This is a genomic window from Roseovarius gahaiensis, from assembly GCF_011601345.1.
Lineage (GTDB): Bacteria > Pseudomonadota > Alphaproteobacteria > Rhodobacterales > Rhodobacteraceae > Roseovarius > Roseovarius gahaiensis.
In genome coordinates this window covers 139054-158369 of the sequence record NZ_JAAORB010000003.1, presented here as the reverse complement: position 1 = coordinate 158369, position 19316 = coordinate 139054, and the positions used below count along the sequence as shown (strand labels likewise).

The 19316-nt window shown below is 62.6% G+C and carries 19 protein-coding genes and 1 pseudogene; 5 read left to right on the top strand and 15 right to left on the bottom strand.

Annotation, left to right across the window (positions count from 1 at the left end):
- Positions 1 to 48 precede the first annotated feature (48 nt).
- Both cysS and HAT86_RS03195 read right to left on the bottom strand, forming a co-directional pair.
- Positions 49 to 1437, bottom strand: coding sequence for a cysteine--tRNA ligase (cysS, locus tag HAT86_RS03200; protein ID WP_167193323.1), 1389 nt, complete (start codon positions 1435 to 1437; stop codon positions 49 to 51).
- A gap of 243 nt (positions 1438 to 1680) precedes the next feature.
- Entirely contained in the window at positions 1681 to 3306 is a 1626-nt protein-coding gene (locus HAT86_RS03195; RefSeq protein ID WP_167193321.1) for an acyl-CoA dehydrogenase family protein, read from the bottom strand.
- Positions 3307 to 3444: 138 nt separating this feature from the next.
- Between HAT86_RS03195 and HAT86_RS03190 the strand changes: the two genes are divergently transcribed.
- The 4 genes from HAT86_RS03190 to HAT86_RS03175 all read left to right on the top strand — a co-directional run bounded on the left by HAT86_RS03190 (position 3445) and on the right by HAT86_RS03175 (position 7652).
- On the top strand, positions 3445 to 3744 hold the full coding sequence (locus tag HAT86_RS03190; protein WP_167193319.1) for an FtsB family cell division protein: 300 nt from the start codon (positions 3445 to 3447) through the stop codon (positions 3742 to 3744).
- A gap of 157 nt (positions 3745 to 3901) precedes the next feature.
- Complete coding sequence (gene pdhA / locus HAT86_RS03185) at positions 3902 to 4912, top strand: pyruvate dehydrogenase (acetyl-transferring) E1 component subunit alpha (protein WP_167193317.1); 1011 nt, start codon at positions 3902 to 3904, stop codon at positions 4910 to 4912.
- 15 nt (positions 4913 to 4927) lie between these two features.
- Positions 4928 to 6322, top strand: coding sequence for a pyruvate dehydrogenase complex E1 component subunit beta (locus HAT86_RS03180; protein ID WP_167193315.1), 1395 nt, complete (start codon positions 4928 to 4930; stop codon positions 6320 to 6322).
- Between the two features lie 13 nt (positions 6323 to 6335).
- The gene (locus HAT86_RS03175; protein ID WP_167193313.1) at positions 6336 to 7652 is read left to right on the top strand and encodes a pyruvate dehydrogenase complex dihydrolipoamide acetyltransferase; all 1317 of its coding nucleotides are present in this window, start codon (positions 6336 to 6338) and stop codon (positions 7650 to 7652) included.
- 83 nt (positions 7653 to 7735) lie between these two features.
- On the opposite strand, the gene cysE is transcribed toward HAT86_RS03175, so the two are convergent.
- Positions 7736 to 8551, bottom strand: coding sequence for a serine O-acetyltransferase (cysE, locus tag HAT86_RS03170; protein ID WP_167193310.1), 816 nt, complete (start codon positions 8549 to 8551; stop codon positions 7736 to 7738).
- Between the two features lie 85 nt (positions 8552 to 8636).
- Here cysE and HAT86_RS03165 point away from each other — a divergent pair, with 85 nt between their 5' ends.
- Positions 8637 to 8975 (top strand): TraR/DksA family transcriptional regulator, encoded by a 339-nt coding sequence (locus HAT86_RS03165; protein ID WP_167193308.1) that lies wholly within the window; start codon positions 8637 to 8639, stop codon positions 8973 to 8975.
- 6 nt (positions 8976 to 8981) lie between these two features.
- Here HAT86_RS03165 and HAT86_RS03160 read toward each other — a convergent pair.
- From HAT86_RS03160 to HAT86_RS03105, 12 genes and pseudogenes are all read right to left on the bottom strand, one after another.
- A pseudogene (locus HAT86_RS03160) lies at positions 8982 to 12999 on the bottom strand (baseplate multidomain protein megatron).
- 3 nt (positions 13000 to 13002) lie between these two features.
- Positions 13003 to 13446: an NlpC/P60 family protein gene (locus HAT86_RS03155; RefSeq protein ID WP_167193306.1), complete on the bottom strand. Its 444-nt coding sequence runs from the start codon at positions 13444 to 13446 to the stop codon at positions 13003 to 13005.
- Positions 13443 to 14333, bottom strand: coding sequence for a DUF2163 domain-containing protein (locus HAT86_RS03150; protein WP_167193304.1), 891 nt, complete (start codon positions 14331 to 14333; stop codon positions 13443 to 13445). The genes HAT86_RS03155 and HAT86_RS03150 overlap by 4 nt, the downstream gene beginning before the upstream one ends.
- Positions 14330 to 14962 (bottom strand): DUF2460 domain-containing protein, encoded by a 633-nt coding sequence (locus tag HAT86_RS03145; protein ID WP_167193301.1) that lies wholly within the window; start codon positions 14960 to 14962, stop codon positions 14330 to 14332. The genes HAT86_RS03150 and HAT86_RS03145 overlap by 4 nt, the downstream gene beginning before the upstream one ends.
- Before the next feature lie 18 nt (positions 14963 to 14980).
- Positions 14981 to 15565 carry a phage tail tape measure protein gene (locus HAT86_RS03140; RefSeq protein WP_408014991.1) on the bottom strand — a complete coding sequence of 195 codons (585 nt, stop codon included), beginning with the start codon at positions 15563 to 15565 and terminating at the stop codon, positions 14981 to 14983.
- A 52-nt stretch (positions 15566 to 15617) separates the two neighbouring features.
- The gene (locus tag HAT86_RS03135) at positions 15618 to 15842 is read right to left on the bottom strand and encodes a rcc01693 family protein (protein ID WP_167193298.1); all 225 of its coding nucleotides are present in this window, start codon (positions 15840 to 15842) and stop codon (positions 15618 to 15620) included.
- Entirely contained in the window at positions 15839 to 16162 is a 324-nt protein-coding gene (locus HAT86_RS03130; RefSeq protein ID WP_167193295.1) for a gene transfer agent family protein, read from the bottom strand. The genes HAT86_RS03135 and HAT86_RS03130 overlap by 4 nt, the downstream gene beginning before the upstream one ends.
- Positions 16163 to 16166: 4 nt before the next feature.
- Positions 16167 to 16583: a phage major tail protein, TP901-1 family gene (locus HAT86_RS03125; RefSeq protein WP_167193294.1), complete on the bottom strand. Its 417-nt coding sequence runs from the start codon at positions 16581 to 16583 to the stop codon at positions 16167 to 16169.
- 25 nt (positions 16584 to 16608) lie between these two features.
- Positions 16609 to 17022 (bottom strand): DUF3168 domain-containing protein, encoded by a 414-nt coding sequence (locus tag HAT86_RS03120; protein WP_167193293.1) that lies wholly within the window; start codon positions 17020 to 17022, stop codon positions 16609 to 16611.
- Positions 17019 to 17360, bottom strand: a complete 342-nt coding sequence (locus HAT86_RS03115; RefSeq protein ID WP_167193292.1) for a head-tail adaptor protein — start codon at positions 17358 to 17360, stop codon at positions 17019 to 17021. Before HAT86_RS03115 ends, HAT86_RS03120 begins: the two co-directional genes overlap by 4 nt.
- Complete coding sequence (locus tag HAT86_RS03110) at positions 17357 to 17956, bottom strand: head-tail connector protein (protein WP_167193291.1); 600 nt, start codon at positions 17954 to 17956, stop codon at positions 17357 to 17359. Before HAT86_RS03110 ends, HAT86_RS03115 begins: the two co-directional genes overlap by 4 nt.
- A 161-nt stretch (positions 17957 to 18117) precedes the next feature.
- Entirely contained in the window at positions 18118 to 19311 is a 1194-nt protein-coding gene (locus HAT86_RS03105) for a phage major capsid protein (RefSeq protein WP_167193290.1), read from the bottom strand.
- Between the last annotated feature and the right edge of the window lie 5 nt (positions 19312 to 19316).

Below are 19316 nucleotides of genomic sequence, written 5' to 3'. Positions count from 1 at the left end.
CGGCGGCCGGACGCTGCGCGACACGCAAACGTTGTCCGGACAGGTGCATCATTCCAACCCCTCCAGCTTGGCCGGATCAAACCCCGCACCGGGGATCAGCTCGACACCATCCTTGCTCATCCGCACCTCGACCCCGGCCTCGACAAGCGCCGCCTTGAGCCGGTCCACCTCGGAAAAATCCTTGGTCTCCATGGCGGTTTGGCGGGCTTTAAACAGACGGCTTTCCAGACCCGACAGGTCGGCCACGGGGGTGGTCGCCCAATCTCCCAATTCATCATTCAACAGCCCCAGCATCTGGGCCGAGGCCTTCAACCCCGCCGCATCGCCAGCGGCGGCCAGTTTGTGCAATTCGGCCACCGCGCCTGCGGTGTTCAGATCATCGGCCAAGGCCTCGAGAACGGAAGCGGCCAACTCACCGGCCTGCACGCTTTCGGTCATGGCACGCCACTTGCGCAGTGTCGCCTCAGCCTCCCGCGCCTTCGCATCCGTCCAATCCATCGGTTTGCGGTAATGCGTGGACAAAAACACAAAGCGGATCACCTCGCCCGGATAGCCCTGGTTCAGCAAATCATGCACGGTAAAGAAATTGCCAAGGCTTTTGGACATCTTCTTGCCCTCGACCTGCAACATCTCGTTATGCATCCAGATTTGTGCAAAGCCCCCTTCGGGATGGGCGCAGCAGCTTTGGGCGATTTCGTTTTCGTGGTGCGGGAACATCAGGTCGTTACCGCCGCCGTGGATGTCGAAACTCTCGCCCAGCAATTCATAACTCATAGCCGAGCATTCGATATGCCAGCCGGGCCGTCCGTGGCCCCAAGGGCTGTCCCATCCGGGCAATTCTTCGCTTGAGGGTTTCCACAGCACGAAATCCATCGGGTTGCGTTTGTAGGGGGCCACCTCCACCCGGCTCCCCGCGATCATGTCGTCCACGGTGCGGCCCGACAGGTGCCCATACTCCTTGTAGCTTTCGACCGAGAACAGAACATGCCCCTCGGCCTCATAAGCGTGGCCCTTGGCGATCAGGTCTTCGATCATGGCGATCATCTGCGGGATATACTGCGTGGCGCGCGGCATGGCGTCGGGTTCCAATGCGCCAAGCGCGCCCATGTCATCCAGAAACCATTGCGTCGTCTGCGCAGTGATGCGGCCGATCTCGGCGTTCACATCGCCGCCTTGGCCGACGTTGTCGATGGCGCGGGCGTTGATCTTGTCATCAACATCGGTGAAATTGCGCACATAGGTCACATGATCGGGGCCGTAGAAATGGCGCAAAAGCCGATACAGCACGTCAAAGACGATGACCGGTCGCGCGTTGCCCAGATGGGCGCGATCATAGACCGTGGGGCCACAGACATACATCCGCACATTGTCGGGGTCCAACGGCGTCAGCACCTGCTTGGCGCGGGCCTTGGTGTTATACAGCTTGATCGTCGTCATGAATGTCCTCGCAGGCGCAAATCTCCCGCGGCGGGCTTATCAAGTCATGTCTGGATATGGAATAGATGACGGCCCGCCCCGGATATGTCAGGTGGTAATGCAGCGATCGGTGATACAACGGGGTGTCATGCGGGCGACGCTATGCCCGCGACGCACAGATGGCAAGCGCAAACGCTGGACATGGATCATTCGCGCCTATGCCGGATCGACCGGGCTTTATCCAATTTACTGGCGCTTCGCTCCCTATCCCTCTGCCAACCGGGCAAGGATAGCCGCGCTGTCGATGCCTTCGATGGCACCGCTGATCCGGCCGCGCGCCCCGGCAAGGCGGGTGGCGATAAAGCCTTCGGCCACCGCCGGCGGGGCGTGGCGGATCAACACCGAGGCGGTCAGCAGCGTGGCAAGGCTTTCGGCATACCAGCGCGCCTGCGCCTCGTCGGGCAACCGCGGAAAGCGGCCCATATGGTCGCGCAAGGCGGCGTCATACCGGCGATAACTGCCCGCCGCCGCGCCCAGTTCGGCGCTCAGCATCTCACCGGCCAACGGTTCGCGCCGCAGGGTGCGCAGGATATCAAGGCAGATCACGTTGCCGGATCCTTCCCAGATGGAATTCAACGGCGCCTCGCGATACAGCAGCGGCAGCGGCGTATCCTCGACATAGCCCATGCCGCCCATCGCCTCCATCGCCTCGTACACGACATTGGGGCACAGCTTGTTGCCCATGAACTTGGCCAAGGCAACGGACAGGCGGGCAAAGGCGCGGGCCTCTTCGCCCGGTGTGTCGAACAACCGCGCCACATACAGGCCAAGCGCCAGCGACCCTTCCCAATCCAGCGTCAGATCGGCCAGAACCGACCGCATCAGCGGCTGGTCGATCAGTTGTTTCTGAAAGGCCGTCCGGTGGCAGGCCCAATGGTGGGCATGATCCAGCGCCGCGCGCATCAGCCCCGCCGGGGCCATCGCGGTATCCAGCCTTGTGTGATGCACCATTTCGATGATCGTCTGAAGGCCCTGCCCCTCGTCGCCCAGACGGTGGGCCAGCGTGTTCACATATTCGATCTCGGCCGAGGCATTGGCGCGGTTGCCCAGCTTGTCCTTGAGCCGCTGAATGTGGATCGTATTACGCTCGTCCTCCAACCAACGGGGCACCAGAAAACAGGTCAGCCCGCCGGGGGCCTGCGCCAGCGTCAGGAACCCGTCGGACATCGGCGCGGAACAGAACCACTTATGCCCATTCAGGCGGTACACCTCACCCTCGGGGGTGGCGGTGGTGGTATTGGCGCGCACATCCGAGCCGCCCTGCTTTTCGGTCATCGCCATGCCAAGGGTCGCGCCCGGTTTGCGGGCCAGCGGCAGCGGCGCACCGTCATAGGCGCGCGCCGTCAGCTTAGGCACCCATTGCGACAGCAGCGCCTTGTCGGCCCTCAGCGCCGGAACAGCAGCATAGGTCATGGTCATCGGACAGCAGACACCGGGCTCGATCTGGCTGGTCAGGTAGACCATCGCGGCATGGGTGGCATGGCCGCCCTTTGCCCCCTCCCACGGCAGGGCGGCATAGCCTGCGGCGATGCCAGTTTGCAAAAGGTGGTGATAGGCCGGATGAAAGCGCACCTCGTCCAGGCGCCGGCCACCGGCATCGAACAGCACCAGTTCGGGGCTGTGGCGGTTGGCATCGCGCCCGGCGGCCTGCATGTCGGCAGTGCCGATGCGCGCGCCATAACTGGCAAGGTGATCGGCCTGCGCGCCGCTGGCCCGCGCGTGATCGCGCAGGGCGGGGTCGCTGTGCCACAAGTCCAGATCGCCACGCGGAGCGGGCTGATTGCTGACCTCATGGGTGGCAAGATCGCTGCGCGGCGGCACGTGTGGCATGGTGGACTCTCCTGTGCCGGGAAAGTATCGCGCAATGCGGTCAAGGTGAAAAGAGGGATTCACAAAGCGAATCAGCTGTGACATGGTATGTAGGACCGCCCGGTAAGAGGCGGCCCGTAAGGCAGAGCAGACATCACCATGACCCGTCGCACCCGGCCCGCTTTGGGCGTCTTGATCTTTTTCACCGTGGCCTTCGGCCTTGGGCTGTATTTCACCTTTGCCGCCGTGCAAGGCGATTACGGTCTATTCCGGCGCGCCGAGATCGAAGGCGAGACCCGCGCTCTGCAGGCGCAGCTAGACGCGTTGGAAGGGCAAGTCGCACGGATGGAAAACCTGACGCGGCGGCTGTCAGACGACTATCTGGATCTGGACTTGCTGGACCAGCAGGCGCGCGATGTGCTGGGGATGCTGCGCGCCGACGAGATCGTCATTCGGTAACTCCTGCTTGTCGCGCGTCACCGCGCGCCGCGCGATATTGTTGGCCCGCAAGCGCCGAGTCCCAAGCCATGAAAAATTGACCCTCGCATGCTAAGCGGTTTTGTTGTATGAATTAGTTTAACGCTAAACTAGTTTGCAGCAGAGGAGCGGGCCACAGATGACCACCCGAAAAAGCGCAAAGAAACCAAATGTTTCCGCTGACGAGCTGAAGGCATATTACCGCGACATGCTGTTGATCCGGCGATTCGAGGAAAAGGCCGGCCAGTTGTATGGCATGGGCCTGATCGGTGGGTTTTGTCACCTTTATATCGGACAAGAAGCCGTTGTTGTCGGGCTTGAGGCCGCCGCCGAAGAGGGTGACAAGCGGATCACAACCTATCGCGATCATGGGCATATGCTGGCCTGTGGGATGGACCCAAAGGGCGTCATGGCCGAGCTGACGGGTCGCGAGGGTGGCTATAGCCGTGGCAAGGGCGGCTCGATGCACATGTTCTCGACCGAGAAGGATTTCTACGGCGGGCATGGGATCGTGGGTGCAAATGTGCCGCTTGGTGCGGGTCTGGCCTTTGCCGACAAGTATCTGGAAAACAACCGCGTGACCTTCACCTATTTCGGCGATGGTGCGGCCAATCAGGGCCAAGTTTACGAGACGTTCAACATGGCCGCCTTGTGGGATTTGCCGGTGGTCTTCGTGATCGAGAACAACCAATACGCCATGGGCACGTCGCAGCAGCGCTCGACGTCCTCACCGGATATTTATCACCGGGGCGAAGCGTTCGGCATCCCCGGCGATATGGTTGACGGGATGGATGTTCTGGCCGTCAAGGAAGCGGGCGACAAGGCCGTGGCGCACTGTCGCGCGGGCAAGGGGCCATATATCCTTGAAATCAAGACCTATCGCTATCGCGGGCATTCGATGTCGGACCCGGCCAAGTATCGGACCCGAGAAGAAGTGCAAAAGATGCGCGAAGAAAAAGACGCCATCGAACATGTGCGCGATTTGCTGTTGTCGGGCAAACACGCCACCGAAGACGATCTCAAAGCCATCGACAAGGAAATCAAGGGAATCGTCAGCGATGCGGCCGATTTCTCGAAGGACAGCGCCGAGCCTGCCGAGGCCGAGCTGTGGACCGATATTTACACCGACATCGCCCCCCAGAACGCCTGAGCAGGAGAGACGACAATGGCAACCGAAATTCTGATGCCCGCCCTCTCGCCCACTATGGAAGAAGGCACGCTGGCCAAATGGCTGGTCAAAGAAGGTGACGAGGTGTCCAGCGGCGATATCATCGCCGAGATTGAAACCGACAAGGCCACGATGGAATTCGAGGCGGTCGACGAAGGCACGATCGGCAAGATCTTGATCGAAGAAGGCGCCGAAGGCGTGAAGGTGAACACGCCGATTGCGGTACTGCTGGAAGAAGGCGAAAGCGCCGACGACATCGACAGTGCCACCAGCAACGCCCCTGCCCCACAGGCCGACACGGCAAGCGAGTCTGACGCCGCCGATAGCGCACCCAAAGCTGCCCCGGCCACCGCCAAGGCCCCCGACGCGCCCAAGCCCGATCAAAGCCCCGATTGGCCCGAAGGCACAGAGACCAAGAAGCAGACCGTGCGCGAGGCCATCAATGCGGCCATCGCCGAGGAAATGCGCGGCGACCAGACCGTGTTCATCATGGGTGAAGAGGTGGCCGAATACGAAGGCGCCTACAAGATCACCCAAGGTCTGTTGGACGAGTTCGGCGCGAAACGCGTGATCGACACCCCGATCACCGAACACGGCTTTGCCGGGATCGGTGTTGGGGCCTCGTGGGGCGGGCTGCGCCCGATTGTCGAATTCATGACATGGAATTTCGCCATGCAGGCGATTGACCAGATCATCAACTCGGCAGCCAAGACCCTTTATATGTCGGGCGGGCAGATGGGCAGCCCCATCGTGTTCCGTGGCCCGAACGGTGCCGCCGCCCGCGTGGGCGCGCAGCACAGCCAAGACTATGCCGCGTGGTATGCGCAGGTGCCCGGCCTGAAAGTGGTGCAGCCCTATTCAGCCGCCGACGCCAAGGGCCTGTTGAAAAGCGCCATTCGCGATCCCAACCCGGTGGTGTTTCTGGAAAACGAAATCCTCTACGGCAAATCCTTCGAGGTGCCGGTGCTGGACGATTTCACCATCCCCTTCGGCAAGGCGCGCATCGCCCGCGACGGCAGCGATGTGACCATCGTCAGCTTTGGCATCGGCATGACCTATGCCTTGGAGGCCGCCGAAAAGCTGGCCGAAGATGGCATTGACGCCGAAGTGATCGACCTACGCACATTGCGCCCGATGGACCATGACACGGTGATCGCGTCGGTGATGAAAACCAACCGCTGCGTGACGGTCGAAGAAGGCTGGCCCGTGGCCTCGATCGGCAACCACATTTCGGCGGTGCTGATGGAGCGCGCGTTTGATTATCTCGATGCCCCGGTGATCAATTGCACCGGCAAGGACGTGCCGATGCCCTATGCCGCCAACCTTGAGAAACTGGCGCTGACCTCAACCGACGAGGTGATTGAGGCCGTGCGCAAAGTGACCTACCGCTAAGGAGACATGGACGATGCCAACTGAAATTCTCATGCCCGCCCTGTCCCCCACCATGGAAGAGGGCACGCTTGCCAAGTGGCTGGTCAAGGAAGGCGATACCGTCAATTCCGGCGATCTGCTGGCCGAGATAGAAACCGACAAGGCCACCATGGAATTCGAAGCCGTGGACGAAGGCACCATCGGCAAGATATTGGTAAGCGAAGGCAGCGAAGGTGTGAAAGTGAACACGCCGATTGCCGTGCTGCTGGAAGAGGGCGAAAGCGCCGATGACATCGGTGATACGGGCAGCGCCCCGGCCCCTAAGGCAAAATCCGAAAGCGATGAGACCCCGCCCGAGACAGCCTCGCAAGAGGCTGACGAGGGCACGGCCCAAGCCGCCCCCGCCGCACCCAAGGACGACAGCGGCGCGCGCATTTTCGCCTCGCCGCTGGCCCGCCGGATTGCCGCCGACAAAGGGTTGGACCTGACTCAGATCACCGGCTCGGGCCCGCATGGCCGGATCGTCAAGGCGGATGTGGAAAGCGCCAAGGCGGGCGCGGCCCCGGCCAAGTCCGAGGCATCGGCCGAGGCGGCCAAGGCCCCGGCCCCTGTGCCAGCCGGCCCGTCAGGCGATGCCATTGCCGCGATGTACAAAGACCGCGACTACGAGGAAATCAAGCTGGACGGCATGCGCAAGACGATTGCCGCGCGCCTGACCGAAGCCAAGCAGACCGTGCCGCATTTCTACCTGCGGCGCGATATCCAGCTGGACGCGCTGTTGAAATTCCGCGGCGATCTGAACAAGCAGCTTGAAGGCCGCGGCGTGAAACTGTCGGTCAATGATTTCATCATCAAAGCCTGCGCCTTGGCCTTGCAGGCAGTTCCTGCTGCCAATGCCGTTTGGGCCGGTGACAAGGTGTTGCAGCTCAAACCATCGGATGTGGCGGTGGCTGTGGCAATTGAAGGCGGGTTGTTCACACCCGTTCTGAAAGACGCCGAGATGAAATCGCTTTCGGCCCTGTCATCCGAGATGAAGGATCTGGCCAGCCGCGCGCGGGATCGCAAGCTGTCGCCCGAAGAATATCAGGGCGGCACGTTTGCGATTTCCAACCTTGGGATGTTCGGGATCGACAATTTCGATGCGGTGATCAACCCACCACACGGCGCCATTCTGGCCGTGGGTGCAGGCGTGAAAAAACCGGTTGTCGGCAAGGATGGCGAGCTGTCCGTGGCCACGGTGATGTCGGTCACGCTCAGCGTCGATCACCGGGTGATCGACGGTGCGCTTGGGGCCGAATTGCTGAAACAGATTGTCGAGAACCTGGAAAACCCGATGGTCATGCTGGCCTAAGCGCAAAAGAACAAAAGCCCCGCACAACAATATGTTGGCGGGGCTTTTTCATGTAACGCATGAACGTTGGTTCGATAGATATTTCAGTCCGACCCCTTGGTGCCCAACAACTGATCCATGCTGACCGAGGGCTGATCGCAGCCCGCTTCGCCGACGATCTTGGCCGGAACGCCCGCCACGGTTTTGCATGGTGGCACCTCTTGCAGCACGACCGAGCCCGCAGCAACGCGCGAGCAGTTTCCCACACGGATATTGCCCAGCACCTTGGCCCCTGCCCCGATCAGAACACCGTTGCCGATCTTGGGGTGACGATCCTCTTCTTCCTTGCCGGTGCCACCCAGAGTGACCGAATGCAGCATCGACACGTTGTCGCCCACGGTCGCCGTTTCACCAATCACGATGGAGTGGGCATGGTCGATCATGATCCCTTTGCCGATCGTGGCAGCCGGGTGAATATCAACGCCAAAAGTCTCGGATGAGCGCATCTGAACGAACCGCGCCATGTCGCGCCGCCCCTCACGCCACAGCCAGTTCGCGATACGGTAGGCCTGAATGGCCTGAAAGCCTTTGAAAAACAGCATCGGCTGGATAAACCGGTCGCAAGCCGGGTCACGGTCATGCACCGCCACGATATCGGCGCGCGCGGCCATCGCCAGCGACGGGTCAGCGGCATGTGCCTCATCACAAATCTCACGCAGGATCTGCTCGGGCATCTCGGTCGAGGCGAGTTTCAGGGAAATCCTGTAGGCCAAGGCCGATTCCAGCGTTTTGTGGTGCAGAATCGACGAGTGAATCACCCCGCCCAACAGCGGTTCGTCGTCGATTGCCTGTTCGGCTTCTGTGCGGATACGGCCCCAAACCGGGTCAAGCTGGGCCAGTTTTGCGCGGGTTTCAGCCATTTGCATGCTCCCAAATTCGATGATTGAGTGTAGCAGATAGCACAGCCAGAGAAAACGCAAAGCTGTGATCGAAAGGATCAGGCTGATGAATAAAGAAAACCTTGTCCGATTTCGCGATTTGATCAACATGCGGCTGGCCGAGTTGAACGCCGAGGACCAATTGGGCGAAACAGGACAGGCCACGGTCGAGCTGGATCAACAGGCCGTTGGCCGCCTCAGCCGTCAGGATGCCCTGCAAAATCAGGCCATGGCCAAGGCCACACAGGCCCGCAGGCAAGTGGAACGGAAACGCTTGGCCGCCGCACTCGTCTGTATGGACGAGGGCGAATACGGCTACTGCGAGGATTGCGGCGACGAGATTGCGCCGGGCCGACTTGAACTTGACCCGGCAGCAACCCGTTGCGTGGAGTGTGCGACGGGGTGACCGTGGCTATTCCGCCACGTCCAACCGCACGAACACGCCTGCGCCGTATAGGGCCGAAACTTGGGCCACCTGCACCGTGAACGGACCAGACAGGCCATCTTGGACCTGTGCCGCGCTGTCATAGGTCCAATCGGAGGTACTGGTGATTTCCTCGCGCAGCAGGGCCGTGCCTTGCATCACGCGCACGACATAGCGTTCGGTCTCTTCGCCCAGTGGCACCTCGGGCGTGTCCCAACGGTCGCCGCCGATCCGGGTGCGGCGCACCCATTGGAGGTGGCGCGCGCCGTCCAGCGCCTGTCTGTGGCGCAAGTGCACCGGTGCGTAGGGCCGCAAACCCAAACCGTCGAACGCAACTTGCGTGGCCTGATACGACGGATCATCCACCGGCCTATCAGCCGGCCCTACGCGGTAATACCGCGCCAGCCCGCGCTTGACCTCGGGCAAATCCATCTGCGTCGCGCTGCCATCCAACCGCACAAGGATCGACCCCACAGGCCAGACATCGCGCATCGCCGCCTCGGTGCCCAATTGGCCGCGCAGGCGGTGATGCAGAATATAGGTATCCGGGCCAACCAATTCCGCATCGCGGAACTGAAACAACTCCCATCCATCGGGGGTGCCATCGCCAATGGCACAGAGGTTCGCGCCCCCAAGAAAGGCTGCGGTGCTGACGCTGCTCAACGTGCCCCCCGGCCATTTGCACCACCAACCCCTCGCCCCGGTCGATCCGCCCAGAACATGAGGCGCGCAGCGGGGTTTCAGTTCGGCCCATCGGCGTGGGCTGTTCGATCAGGCGGTTGAGCTGGTAATCGGCGTCTTCGTCCGAGCCATAAACCGCCGCGCCGCCCGGCCAAGGGTCGGCTGTCACCGCGATATGCGGCGCATGTGGCACCTCTTCGCCGGTCATCAAGGGCAAATCCATGAACACGGGCGCAACCGGCACAGGCGCGGTAAACGCACGTATTTGTGTGGGCAAATCTTCAAGATCGGTCGGGCGGTAGGTTTCCGGCTCGATCCGCACGGCCTCGACCCTTTGGGTCTGCGCCAGTTGTTCGACCCGGTCGATGCGAAACAGCCCGTGGCCACCGTGCTCGGGTAGTGCAATCACGTCTCCGGCCCCGGCAGCCAGTTTGGACAGCGGCAGCGCAAGGCGCACAGTATCGCTCGAAACACGCGCCTCGGACAGCCAGCGTTCGACGGTCTGCCGTCCCTCGCCGCGCGCCATCAGCAGCGGCATTTCCGATGTGGCCACCGCATGGGTGGCGTCATCTGGCAATACGGCTTCTTCGGCAATCACCTCGAAATCGGCACCCGCTTCAACAAAGCGCAGGCGCACACGCCCGGCCAGTTCGGCGTTGTTTCCGCGGGTCTTTTCGATCACCCCATCCAAATCCGCATCGCGCACAAGCCATTCGGGATCAAGAACATGATCGGTTCGGCCATCGCGCATCCGAAAGGTCAAAAGGCCATCGCGTTCGAGGGCGTCAAACCCATAGCGCAGCATCAAGGGCTGCAAGGCACCGCGCGCCTCTTCGACCTGATCCACCAGATAGCCGCGTAGATGACCATGCAGCGCGCTGCTATCCGTCACCTTAGGGTCCAGCCCCGCGCGCGCCGTGACCTCATCAACGACCGAGGCCAGCGTGCGCGCGCATACACGCCCGTTCAGCCAATGCCCGCGACCGTAATTGTCGCCATCGCTCCAAAGGCCACGGTTGTTGGGAAAGAACGGGTAAGGCCGCGCATCCCACGCCCAGGCACAGCTATGATCCCAATCCAGCATCGGGCCACTGTATTCGTCAGACAGCGGATTATGCGCCGGATCGGTCCAATAGCCGGCCATGGCGCGCAGATATTGCAACTGCATCAACTCGTCCTGCCGCCCGGTTGAATAGCGCGGCAGGCTGGATTCGGACGATTTGGCATCCAAAAACTTGTTCGGTTGGTTGCTGCCCTTGTCCACCGCCGCGCAGCCGTATTCGGTAAAGCGGATCGGCTTGGAGCGCGGCACCCAGCCGGTGGGCGTGTCACTCCGCACGCCATCCACCCGGTCGTGATGCCAGTTCACCCACCAGTTGCGAATGTCCTTGAATCGCCAAATCCACGGCTCGTTATGCGCGTCGTCGCTAATCGGGGTGCGAATTTGCGCAGCCCGCGCCTCGGGTGAGTGATAAAACCAGTCGTAGCCTTCGCCGCCTTCGATATTGGATTGCAGATAGTCCAGATCGTAGATCGACGCGTAGTCCTGCGCGTCGCGATGATCATGACCCTCGCGCCAATCCGAAAGCGGCATGTAATTGTCGATCCCGATGAAATCGATATTGTCATCGCCCCATAGCGGATCAAGGTGAAAGAACCGGTCGCCATTGCCGGGCTGAAAGCCGAAATATTCACTCCAATCGGCGGCGTAGCCGATCTTGACATCGGGCCCCAACAGCGCGCGCACCTCGGCGGCCAGATCAATCAGGTGTGCGACCGCCGGAAAACTGTTGTCCGCGCCACGAATCTGCGTCAGCCCGCGCATTTCCGAGCCGATACAGAAGCTTTCGACCCCGCCCGCCGCCGCGCACAGCGCCGCCTGATGAAGAATGAACCGGCGATAGCCCCACTCCTCCGGGCCTTCATAGCGCACAGGGCTGCTGGCCGGGCGCGACAGGCCGTAGATCAAGCCCTGAGGGCTGGTGTCGGCCAAATCTCCCGCGTTGTCCGCCTCTTGTCCGATCTGGAAATCCGCGGCACTGGCGGTGCCAAAGAACGCCGCCACTTCGGCCTCGGCAGCGGCGGTGCCGTCGGGGCTGCCCGGCTGCCCCGGCGCGACCGAAGTGGTGATCCGCCCACGCCATGGCAAAACCGGCTGTTCGCCCGCATCGCTATAGGGGTCCGCCAACCCGTTGCCCGGCATCTGATCCATCAAGATAAAGGGGTAATACATCACGTCTTGGCCCGCGTCTTTCAACGCCTCGATGGCCTGCACAACCGACAGATCCGCAGGCGTGCCGCCGTAAACCTGTCGGCCCTCGTTGTCCAAAGGCACAGTGCGCGCCTGCTGCCGCGTCAGGCCACCGGCCATCCACGGCATGTTCGAGGCATCATACCGCTTTTGTTCGACCTTGGGCCGAATATCACACGTGCCACAGCGTAGATCGTCACCAAACCAACTGACGATCAGCGACACGGTCCGGCAGGCTGGCAATTCACCGATCAGGCTTTCAAGCGAGGTTGCGAAATCGGCCTTGCCCGACGGGGAATTCACATTGACCAGCCCCTGCGACCAGAATCCGTAGGTCATGCGCACAGGCTCGGGGGCAAGGGCGTATTCCCCGCTGCCGGGCAACAGTGCGACACCACGCATCGCCTGCGGTGGGTCCAATTCGGCCCCCGGCTGGCCGGGTTGCGCGGGGCGCATCACCTCGAAGGTGAATTGCGGCACACGGTTGCCGAACTGCGCCAGCGCCAGATCCTCGATCACAACATAGGCCGTGCCGCGATAGGCAGGCACCCGGCCAGCCCCTTCAACGGCTTCGATCTTGGGGTCGGGCATCTGATCAGCGGTGCCGCGATACACCCGCATCGACAGCTTGTCGCGCGCGATCTCTTGCCCGTCGGCCCAGACCCGGCCAACATGCGAAATCTCGCCCTCACAAAGCGCAATGGCCAAGGACACGGAATAGCGATGCACTATTTGTGTCGGCTGTGGCGGGCGCGCGCCCTTGCCGCCGCCGCTTCCGGCAAAGATGAACACCTGTTAGCGAAATTCTGTCGCCCAGATCACCTGTCCCGACACGCGCATGCGCCCATACACCTGCGCAATCGCATCGCCCTCGCCCGCGCCAGTCAGACGCAACCGCTTGACCTGCCCTGTATGCACCGTTTCCGAGCCTTGGCCCATCAACCGCTGATCAATCGAGCGCCCGATGACAGCCCCTGCAAAGCGGCCCGCTGCCCCCATAGACAGGCCCAAAACCGTGCCGCCGACCGAGCCGCCAATCGCCGCCCCCGCCGCTGAAAGAAGTATCGTTGCCATGACCTAGCCCTCCTCGGGAAATGAAAACCGGGCCACGATGCGCCGCGCCCATGGCGGCGTCAGGGGGCTTTCGACCACCGCGTGACCCGAATATGCGTGAATGAATGTGGCCGCTGCACCGACCCGGCCCGCGACCCCCAGATGCTTGGCCACTGCCCCGTCACGCATCCGAAACAACAACACATCGCCCGGTGCGGCATTGTTGACCGGCTTGGGCTGCAAATGCCTTTGCGCGGCGCGCCACAGAACCTCGTCGCGCGACGGCTCGGACCAGTCCATGCTATAGGCAGGCGGGCGTTCGGGCTCATGGCCCAGCACCTCGCGCCAGACGCCCCGGAGCAGGCCCAGACAATCGGTGCCCGCGCCCCGGCAACTGGCCTGATGGCGATATGGCGTGCCAATCCAGCCGCGCGCGGCGGTGACAATGCGGTCTGAATGTGTGCTCATCCTCGGCGGCTCCGGCCTGTCAGGCTGCCAGCGCGCGCCGGGTCGGTGATTGACCAATCATCGCCGGGAATATCGGGAAAGCCTTGAAAGTTCGGCAGGTTTTGAAATTTCAGGCGGCAGGTTTCCATGCGCTTGTCACAACCCGCCGTCAGGCGCAGCTGATCCCCGGGCGCAATCTCTGCGCGCAAAGGATGCCAAAGCTCAATCACCCGCGCGGAGCCATCAAAAACGTCGCGCTTGATCGCGCCGCGCAGGCCATCGGCGGCCCCGCTTTGCATACGCAACAGACCGTGGCGGAACCATCCGGCATCAAATCCATCCAGTCCTGCAAAGCGGAACACGCGCCGGTCCTCGACCTTCTCGACCACCAGATCAGCGAAATAGCCCGGCGTTTGCGTCTCAAACCCACAGGTCCGGTCACCCAAAACCGCACTGCACGGTTTCTGATAGACCCGGCCCAAAGGCACGTTCAAAACGTCCGTCAGGCCGCGCAACTCGGCCTCAAACGCGCCACCGGCGCGGCGCAGCTCTCCGATACTGCCGCGAAACTGCAACTGCCGCTGGCTGACATCGGCCCAATTGACCAGCCAAGCGCGCACCTCGGCCCCGTCAAAACGACCGGCCTCGATGTCATCCTCACGGATCGCGGCATCGCTCAGCGCCCCAAGCGCCTCGGTATTGTCCACCGACAGGCCAGTGCTTTGTTGCAAGGCCAGTGCGCTCAGCCCGGTATCGGCCTTGAATTGGATGTCATCGAAGGCCAACCCGCAATCGTGATCGGTAAACCCCATCACTACGCCATCACGGCGCGTGACCGCCCAACAGCGGCAAACCGTGGTGATACCGCTTTCCAGATGCGCCTTCAGGCCCGCGTTCAGCCCGCTCATGCCCGCACCTCGATGATCGGAACATTGGGCACGTCGCCAGCCTGAAAACTCGCAAGGCTGGTCTGGATGCGGTCGGTGTCGAACCGCACAGGCACGTCAAATTCATAACCTGCCGTAATCTCGACCCCCGCATCAGGCGGATGCACAAAACTGACCAAACCCGTGGTGTCGTCCACCGTATAATGAACACCATCCTGCTGCGCCGTGCCATCCAGCCCGATGCGCACCGTGCCCTCCACCGGCTTAGAGATCGGCCGGACATAGCTTTGGCCCCCCGATCGGTAGGTTTTGACCAATTGAAAAACCGCCGTCGTGTCGTCGCCATTGGCGATCACCTGATCCCCGATCCCCGGCTCGGCGCGCGCACCACAGGATTTGTAATCGGTCCAGTCCTTCCAGCGAAAGCCATGGATCTGCCCCTGCCGTGCCTCGAAAAAGGCGATCAGCGTTTCAATGTCATCAAGGCTGCGCATCGCCACACCTGCATCATAGCGCCGCCGCGAATGCCGCCACGGCGTGTTGCGCTCTTCATGGCCATTGGCCAGCGTGACCACATCGCTGTGCCGTTCCGGCCCCCCGACCGAGCCAAAGCTGAGGCTGGTGGGAAAGCGTATCTCGTGAAATGCCATGTCTGGTTCCCCTTTGCCTTAGCGATTGCGCCCGCCGCGCCCGATGACGCGGCCCAACTCGGCAGCGATCTGCCCCTTCGAGCGGCGAAACCCCTCGGTGTCGGGCGTGTGAATGTTCATCACAACATTCACCGGCGCCCCGCCCCCGCGCGCCTGCACCCCCAGCTTGCCGTCGGGGCCACGCGACAGCGGCATGATCGCCTCTGGCCCGGCCTCGCCCATCAATCCCATGCCACCGCGCATCGGAAATGTGACGGGCCTGCTGACAATCCCGCCGTTTGCAAAGGGCTGCACCCGCCCTTGGGCAAAGCTGCCGCCCTTCTCAAACGGCAAAAGCCCCGACATCAGGTTGCCCACCCCTTCGGCCAGCAAGCCGCCGAAATGGTTGCTCACCGGCTTGACTGCCGCATTGAAGGCCGCGTTGATCATGGTGTTGGCCATCTTGTCCAAGGCTTCGCTCAGGCTGTCGCCTTGCACCACCAGCCCGCGGATCGCCCGGCTCAGACCACGGCTCATCCCCCGCTCCAGCGTGGCAACGTCCTGCCCCGCCTCGGCAAAGCCCGCGCGCACCCGCGCCAATTCGCCGTTGAACGCCGCCGCCATGCCGGCGGCTTGTCCAAGGTTGTCGTCCAGCGCCTCAACCTGCGCATCGAGATCATCCAATTGTTCCACCGTCACACTCCTTTCGTGCTTGTGCGCCGTCGGGATGGGCAGACAGCAATGCGTCCAGCCGTTCGCGTTTCAGCGGCGCGACACCGGCCTGCTGGCCCAGCATCAGCTCCAGCTCGGCCGGGGTCAGCGCCCAGAACTCTGCCGGGCGCAGGCCCAGCCCCCGCAGGCCCGCGCGCATCAATGTAGGCCAGTCCACCGGGCCGCTCATTCGCTGACACCCGGTGCCATAAAGGCCCGCGCCAGCAACTCAGCCGCCGCGCGGGCCGCCCCCATCGGGCCGCCCTCAATCTCCGCAGTGATCAGATCGTTGGCTTGCCCGCGCCAGCCGCCGCCGCGCAGCCCCGCCACGATCAGACGCAGCACATCACGGCTGGCGAAGCGGCCACTTTCGAACCGCTCCACCAGATCAACCAGCGTGCCGGTCTCAAGCCCAGCCTCCAATTCCGCCAGCGCGCCCAATGTCAGCTTCAGAACATGGCGCTGCCCGTCGATCACCAGCGCCACCTCGCCTGCCCAAGGGTTCGCCATCGCCTTACGCCACCGCCGTAAAGGTCAACTGCCCCGCCGAAGCCAAGGACAGCTCATAGGTCGCCTCACCATCATGGGTGCCCGCATATTCGATCGCGGTCAGTTGAAACGGCCCTTCGACCGCCCCGAAATCCGGGATGACCACCTGAAACTCCGGCACTTCGCCGTCAAAAAAGATTTGCCGCGCACGGGCGTCGCTGGCCGCATCGCGAAAAATGCCAGAGCCGCTGATCGCCGCCGATTTTACGCCCGCGCCTTTCAGCAATTCGCGCCAGCCGCCCGCCGATTCAAGGCTGGTCACATCAACGCTTTCGGCGTTGAAGCTGATACGCGTGGCGCGCAGCCCCGCCACCGTCTGGAAATTGCTGTCACCCGTCAGGTCAATCTTGACCAACAGGTCTTTGCCGTTCTGAACCGCCATATCGTTTCTCCGCTTGTTCAGTGGGTTAAAGAGTGTCTTGCGTCCGCGCCCGAAAGGTCAGGTCGATCCGACGCTGCGCGCCGGTGCCTTCCCGCCGAGCCCGCGCGCGGTAGAAATGCAAGGCCACCAGATGGCCGTGCCCAAGGGGCAAATCCGCATCAGTCAAGGCCTCGCTGATCGTGGCCGCCACCTGTTTGGCGGCGTGAAAGCCCGCCGCACTGGTGATCACCGACACCGCAAAGCGATGCCACGCGCCACCGCCGCTGCCGTCACTGCGGGCGCGCACGTCTTCGGGGCCAAGGGTCACATAGGTTTCTGGCAAACTGCCCGCCGGGACCGTGTCATAGATCGCCCCGCCCACCAGCGCCGCCAAGTCTGTATCGCTGGCCAACCTCTGGAAAACCGCCTCTTGCAGGGCCGCCGCTGCCGCGTAGCTCATGGCACCACCTCCTCGGTTGCGAAACAGGTCAGAAACCGTGCCTGCGCATCGCGTTCGGTCACTGCTTCGATCCGAAACAGCCGCGTATCGTCGCGAAACCGCTGACCTGCGCGGGGCCGCGACGGCGCCCCCTGCGGCGCGGCGCGCACGGTGATACGAAATTTGGTGGTCGACAGGCTGACAGCCTCGCCACCGCGTTCGCGTCCGGCACGCGGCACCACCTCGCCCCAAAAACTGCCAAGTGCCTGCCACTGCTCGGAAAACCCACCGGCGCCGTCAGGTGCGCGCACAGCTTCTTCCAGCATCAAGCGACGGGCCAGATGGATGCGGCCACTCATGCCCGGCCCCCTGCAAACAGGCGTACCGTGCGATAGCGCTCGATCAAGGCGGTCACGCCAAACGGCATGCAACCATCGCCAAGCGCGGTCTCCTCGCGGTATTCGTAGTAATGCGCGGCCAGCAACAAAACCGCTTGCGCCAGATCAGCGGGCAAGCCGCCCCAATTGTCGGCATAGCCTGCATCAAACACGATTTCCGCCGTGCCACCCGAAGGAATGTAGGGCAGCACCGCCCCCTTGGGCCGGATCACAGGCCGCTGCATATCGGTCTCAAGCGTATAAAAATCCGGCGCGATCACTTCTTCGCCTTCGCCCCGGTCGCGCAGCACCAACCGCGTGATCTGCGTCACCGGGGCCACCGGCAAAGCCTGCACCGCCGGATCGCGCCAGCGGGTCAACGTCCATGAAAACGCACGCCGGATCAGCACCTTACCAGTGCGCGCCTCAATGGCCGCCATGGCCGCGCGCAGGAAACTTTCCAAAACGGGGTCCTGAATGCCGTCGTCGGCAAACCCCGTACCCAACCGCAAATGCGCCCTGAATTGCGCCAGTGGCAATGCGCTCTGCGGCACAGCGGTTTCTTCGATCAACATCATGGATGCTCTCCACAAATCCCGGACCCCTCCGGTGGTTCTGGTCAGGCGCGCGCCGCGCCCCGCGTTGCTCGGTCGGAGGGGAGCAGCTGGACAACGCGATTGGGTCAACCGGCGCGCGCCTTGGGGCGGGGCATCGCGCGCCCGCCCCATCCGCACATCCCTTACGAGACGGCGAATTTCAGCAGTTTGATCGCGGCAAAATCGCTGACGTCGCCGCCCACGCGCTTGGTGGCGTAGAACAGCACATGCGGCTTGGCGCTGAACGGATCGCGCAGTACGCGCAGATCGGGGCGTTCGGCCACGGTATAGCCCGCACTGAAATCGCCAAAGGCGATGGCATCGGCCCCGGTGGCGATGTCGGGCATGTCCTCGGCGATCAGCACCGGATAGCCCATCAAGCGCGCAGGCTCGGCGGCGGCCAGACCATCGGACCACAGGAACCGCCCGTCATTGTCCTTCAGCTTGCGCACCGCACCGGCGGTTTTTGAGTTCATCACAAAAGCCGCTTTGGCGCGGTATTGCGCGCCCAGCGCATAGACCAGATCAATGATCGCATCCGCGCCACCGAAATCCCCGTCAACGCCCGTGGGCACGTAGCCCAGATTGCCCCAGGTCCAGACATCGTGATCAACCGTCGGATGGGTCAAAAAGCCCTTGGGCTTGTCAATGCCATCGCCCGAAATGAACGCCGCTGCCTCGGCGCGGGCGAACTTGTCGGCAATCCGACCTGCCAGCCAGCCCTCGATATCAAACGCGCTGTCATCCAGCAGGCGCTGGCTGGCTTTCGGCAGCGCGCTCAACTCGTGCAGGGCAATGGTGATACGATCAATGGCCGGGGTGCCGGTTTCAGTGGTGGGATCGGTTTCGGTGGCCCAGCCGTGGCCCACATCCGAATGGTCGATGAGCACGTCATAAGACGTGGCCTCGACCTGCACCACATTGGCAATCGCGCGGATCGACGCGGTCGACGCCAGCACCGATTTGACCGTGTCAGCGGTTTGCGGATCGACCAGATAGCCACCATCGCCCGCAACGGCGCTGCTCATGGCTTTGCCTTCCAACTCCAGCCCACGCAGGCCATCGTCATCGCCACTGCGCAAATACGCGTCAAAAGCCTTGATGTGGGGCGCGCCAGCCTCGACGCGGGTTGCGTCAGCGGTGGACAATGCCGGGCGTGCAAGCCCCATGGATTTGCGTTCAATCTTGGTCATCTTGTCGTCCTGTTGTTGAAGTCGTTCCAGAATGTCGGCCCGAAAGCCCTTGAAGTCGCTCATGAAACCCGCCACGGCGGTTTTCATCTCGGCCACCGGAGACAAATCTTCCCCGGTCCGAGACTGTGCCTCGGTTGTGCTCATCGTTT